We start from the raw sequence: 3,458 nt of genomic DNA on the forward strand, positions 1-3,458 counted from the left end.
CCTAAGTTCTTTGTAGAGAAAGAGTCCAGCAAGAGACTGGAACCATACTCAATTGCAATAAAGAATGTTGATCCTGCAACAGTTACTTTTACTCTTGATAATGCAGATGAGGTAAGCAGAGCTTCCGATGAAGACGGCAAAGCAGTCTTCACATTCAGATCAAGAAAGAGCGGAGAAGCTCACGTTGCTGTAAGCTATGAGTTTGACGGCGAGATAAGACAGAACCAGTTCACTTTCAATATACTCGACGAGGAGTATGAAGAAGAAACTGCTCAGAATACAAACGTCAAGGGCGACGCTAACTGCGACGGCATTGTTGATATGAGCGATGTAGTTCTTATAATGCAGGCGCTTGCAAACCCGAACAAATACGGCGTGAACGGCACTAACGAGCTTCACATCACACAGCAGGGTGTGGACAACGGCGATGTTGATTCCGCGATCAAGGGACTTACTGTAAGCGACGCCCTTAAGATACAGAGATATCTTCTCGGCGGTATCAAAACTTTATAATAACAGCCTGTTTTCAGGCGATAATGTCTTTTACAAAGCCACCCGTTCATCGGGTGGTTTTGGTTTATGCAGATAATTTTTCCGCACATATTGCGCATTGAGAGGAAAAGTGATATAATTATTACAAATCTTATTTGGAGAGCAATATGGAAAAAACACAGAAAAAGAACAAGCCGATGTTCATCATCGGTATTATAATGGTGGTTCTCGGAGCAGGTGTGCTTTTATTTTACGGCTACAGGAAGATAAGCCGTGAGATATATCTTCGCAGGCTGCTTGATGAGAACATCAATTTTGAGATACCGTGTCTGGATATAAGAGTTCCTGTCCTTGAGGGGACGGATTCAAAGCAGCTTCAGGTTTCGGCAGGACATTTTGAGGGAACAGGAGCGCTCGGCAAGGGCAATTATTGTATTTGCGGTCATAACAGCACTGTATATGCTGAGATATTCAATGACCTTGACAAGATAAAGGCAGGAGACGAGATGTATCTCGTCGATATCGATGACAAGCATACAAAGTATGCATACATCGTTACCGAGTACAGAACAGTCGAGCCCAGCGAGACATGGGTGCTGAATGATTTCGGCGACAACAGACTTACTGTAATATCCTGCACTGATGACGGAAAACAGCGTCAAGTGGTCGTCGGTACATTAAAAGCTGATATGGATAAAAAAACGTCCACGAATTAGCCATAGTACTTATACAGAAGATTTATGCTTATTATTGAGAGAACCCCTTTTGAAAAAGGGGTTCTCTCAAACTCTCTCCCTAAAACTTTCGTTTTGTTTTTTCACAGATAGGGCGCACCTGCATTTTTGCAGGTTTTTTTATTTATGGAGCGCCCTATCTGTGAAAAAACCAGATAAAAGTCTTTGGAAAGGGGTATGGGGGTGACTCCCCGCAGTGCGGGGAGATGTCACGCAGTGACAGAGGGGCGCGCCTCCGTCAGAGGAACCTTTCCTCAGAAAGGTTCCCCCATAAATAACTATAAGTTTCTATATAAGTGTTATGATTGATTTGAGGACGTTTTTTTATCATCAAGGAGTTTTCGGGCAAGGTGGACGCTGAAAAATTCGATAAGTGGTCCCATAAAGAAGGCGGTGATTATTGTGCCGATACCTGCGATAGTTGGTATCGCTTTAAACTTTCCGCCGCCTGCGACGAACATCAGTGAGCCGAGGACAACGCAGCACACATCGGTGCAGATACGTATGAATTTGAATTTGCCTATTTTCCACTTGTTTGCCATTATCAGCGCGACTGCGTCGTATGTGGAAACTCCAAGGTCTGCGGTGATATACAGCGATGAGCCGATACATATGATGACTATGCCCACTATCAGGAACACCACACGAAGCGGCATTGACGGCTCAGGCACCAGCCATTGCAGGAACTTGTAGGAGTACTCGGTAACATAGCCCAGCAGGAACAGATTGATAAATGTGGCGATACCGATGTAATGCCTGTCGAATATGAGACTGAAGCTCAGCAGCACCGCATTTACGATGACGTAAAGAGTGCCGAAGCTGATAGGTATCAGCTTGCTGATACCGCTCATAAACGATTGAAACGGATCGACGCCGAATGCAGCCATTTTGAAGACAGCCACACTGACAGCTCCCGTCATGACGCCGAGGACTGACATAATTATTCTTTTTTTCATGTTTTCTCTCTTTTCTGAAATATTTTTTTCTAAATGATTATAGCACAGCGGAAACATAAAAGTCAACGCTGATATTGCGGAGTTTTTATTGCAGATGAGAGGTAAGAAATGTATGATATCACGTATCGTTAAAAATTCAAAAATGGTAAAATCATGTAATAATTGCGAAAATCTTGCATTTGATTTTTATTGCGCTCCATTGTGCAATTATTGTGCTGAATTATGGATACTACGTCACGTATTGCGATTTATAGGCGATTGTGAATTTTGAAATTCCGCAATATCTGGTCTAATTATACATCGAGAACAAAAAATGACTTGTATAACTATATGTTGAGATATTATAATTATATACGAAAAAGATAAACGAGCTCGTACACTTTTTGGGGATACTTGATCTATGCAATAGTTGGAGAAATAAGGTCAGACGTGACCGACGCAGCGATTTTTTTACAATACTCAAAGGAGTGATCAAAGTGAAGCTATCAAAAATGAAGAGGGTAATCAGCGGAACAGTTTCAGCGCTGATGATAGCCTCAAGCATTCCCGTTGCGGCAGCAGCTGCCGATCAGCAGACAAGAGGAAATGTCGGCGGATATGACTATGAGATGTGGAATCAGAATGGTCAGGGACAGGCTTCGATGAATCCGGGTGCAGGTTCATTTACTTGTTCATGGAGCAATATCGAAAACTTCCTCGCGCGTATGGGAAAGAACTTCGACAGTCAGGGCAAGAACTACAAAGAGATCGGAAATATCGTACTCACATATGATGTGGAATACACACCAAGAGGAAACTCTTATATGTGCGTATACGGCTGGACAAAGAGTCCGCTTGTTGAGTACTACATCGTAGAAGGCTGGGGCGACTGGAGACCACCAGGAAACGACGGCGAGAACAAGGGTACAGTTACTCTGAACGGAAATACATATGATATCCGCAAGTCTATGCGCTACAATCAGCCGTCTCTGGAGGGTACATCTACCTTCCCGCAGTATTGGAGTGTTCGTCAGACAAGCGGCTCTGCAAACAATCAGACCAACTACATGAAGGGAACTATCGACGTATCCAAGCACTTTGACGCATGGTCTCAGGCAGGTCTTGATATGTCAGGAAAGCTCTACGAGGTATCGCTCAACATCGAGGGCTACAGATCAAACGGTTCGGCAAATGTAAAGAGCGTAACAGTGAGCACAGACGGTTCAGGCGCTGGCGCAGCAGCTCCTGCAAACAATAATGCTCAGCAGCAGAATAACGACTGGAACAACCAGTGGAA

The 3,458-nt window shown here is 43.8% G+C and carries 4 protein-coding genes; 3 read left to right on the plus strand and 1 reads right to left on the minus strand.

Annotation, left to right across the window (positions count from 1 at the left end):
- Nucleotides 1-513 (plus strand): dockerin type I repeat-containing protein (locus BT105_RS15080; RefSeq protein WP_207646765.1); only part of this gene is annotated, 513 nt, incomplete at its 5' end.
- Nucleotides 514-659: 146 nt separating this feature from the next.
- A complete protein-coding gene (locus BT105_RS11515; RefSeq protein ID WP_072300874.1) occupies nt 660-1,208 on the plus strand; it encodes a class D sortase in 549 nt (182 codons plus the stop codon).
- A 317-nt stretch (nt 1,209-1,525) separates the two neighbouring features.
- On the opposite strand, the gene BT105_RS11520 is transcribed toward BT105_RS11515, so the two are convergent.
- Complete coding sequence (locus BT105_RS11520) at nt 1,526-2,182, minus strand: YczE/YyaS/YitT family protein (protein WP_143186587.1); 657 nt, start codon at nt 2,180-2,182, stop codon at nt 1,526-1,528.
- A gap of 476 nt (nt 2,183-2,658) precedes the next feature.
- Between BT105_RS11520 and BT105_RS11525 the strand changes: the two genes are divergently transcribed.
- A partial coding sequence (locus BT105_RS11525; protein ID WP_177243974.1) for a glycoside hydrolase family 11 protein occupies nt 2,659-3,458 on the plus strand: 800 nt, incomplete at its 3' end.

The organism is Ruminococcus flavefaciens (assembly GCF_900119075.1).
Taxonomy (GTDB): domain Bacteria; phylum Bacillota; class Clostridia; order Oscillospirales; family Ruminococcaceae; genus Ruminococcus; species Ruminococcus flavefaciens_Q.

Coding starts and splice junctions, on each gene's coding strand:
- BT105_RS11515 (WP_072300874.1), top strand. CDS start 660: ATGGAAAAAACACAGAAAAAGAACAAGCCGATGTTCATCATCGGTATT.
- BT105_RS11520 (WP_143186587.1), bottom strand. CDS start 2,182: ATGAAAAAAAGAATAATTATGTCAGTCCTCGGCGTCATGACGGGAGCT.